General features: G+C 60.9%; 1 protein-coding gene. It reads right to left on the bottom strand.

The window, feature by feature from the left end:
- Nucleotides 1-1349 (bottom strand): FAD-linked oxidase C-terminal domain-containing protein (locus FEM54_RS32615; protein WP_138454290.1); only part of this gene is annotated, 1349 nt, incomplete at both ends.

Genomic DNA, 1349 nt, shown 5'->3' with positions numbered 1-1349 from the left:
GTCTTCAACTGCCGGGCTGAAGCGGATGGCTTTTTCCGGCTGTGGCATGGCATTGCTCCACTGCGGGATCTGCCCCTTGGACAGCTGTGTGATTTTTGCCGAGAGCTTCGCCAGGCGAGGCGCGCCCAGCAGCATGCGCGCGCCATTGGCGACATGCAGGGTAAAGCGCGCACCTTGCATGGCCGTGGCGAAATGGCCGGCCAGCCAGTCGGCGGTTTTCGTACGGTCGGCGTCGCGAGCACGCAGCTTTTTCACCAGGTCGCCGGTATTGATGCCGACCGGGCAGCGTTGCGCACACAACCCGGTGGCGGCGCAGGTGTCGATGCCTTGGTAATGGTAGGCCGCTTCCAGTTCGGTGGTGTCGACGCCTGCGCGTCTCTTTGCCTGGATATCGCGCCAGATCACGATGCGCTGGCGCGGGCTGAGCGTCAGGCCTTTGGAAGGGCACACTGGCTCACAAAAACCACACTCGATGCACTTATCCACAAGCTCGTCGGCCGCAGGCAGCGGCTTAAGGTGCTTAAGGTGGATTTGCGGGTCTTCGCTCAGCACCACGTCGGGGTTAAGGATGCCGTTGGGGTCGAGCAGACGTTTAAGCTGCCACATCAACTGGTAGGCATCGCTGCCCCATTCCAACTCGACGAAGGGCGCCATATTACGGCCGGTGCCGTGTTCGGCTTTCAGCGAACCGCCGAACTCCACGGCTACCAACTGCGCCACGTCGTCCATGAACGCCTGGTAGCGTGCGACTTCTTCCGCGCTGTTGAAGCCTTGAGTGAAGACAAAGTGAAGATTGCCTTCCAGGGCGTGTCCGAAAAGGATTGCTTCGTCGTAGTGATGTTTGTCGAACAGCTCGATCAAGCGGTTTACGCCGATGGCCAGTTGCTCGACCGGGAAGGTCACGTCTTCGATGATCACCGTGGTGCCGGTTTTACGCACGGCGCCGACGGCCGGGAACGTGTCTTTGCGGATGGCCCACAGGCGGGCGTTTTCCAGCGGGTCCTGGGTGAAGTCGACCTGTTTTTCTACCGGGAAGGCGGCCAGGGACGCCATGATCAGCGCCAGTTGTTCCTGGAGTAATGAAGGTGATGCGGCACGGGATTCGATCAGCAGCGCGCAGGCGTTTTCCGATAGCTGCTGTACGAAAGCCGGCATGCCGGGTTTGTCCTGCACCGAGCGCATGCTGCGCCGGTCCAGCAACTCAACGGCGGAGACGGGTTGGGTTTTGAGCACCGTCACGGCATTGCAGCAGGTTTCCACATCCGGGAACACAATCAGCGCCGAGGCCTTGTTCGGGTGGTCGATCACCGTGTCGTAGGTCACTGCGCTGATAAAACCGAGGGTGCCTT

The organism is Pseudomonas edaphica (genome assembly GCF_005863185.1).
In the GTDB taxonomy this organism is placed as follows: Bacteria; Pseudomonadota; Gammaproteobacteria; order Pseudomonadales; family Pseudomonadaceae; genus Aquipseudomonas; species Aquipseudomonas edaphica.
Note: the sequence above shows the minus strand (reverse complement) of the source record. Positions and strands in the feature narration are given on the sequence as shown.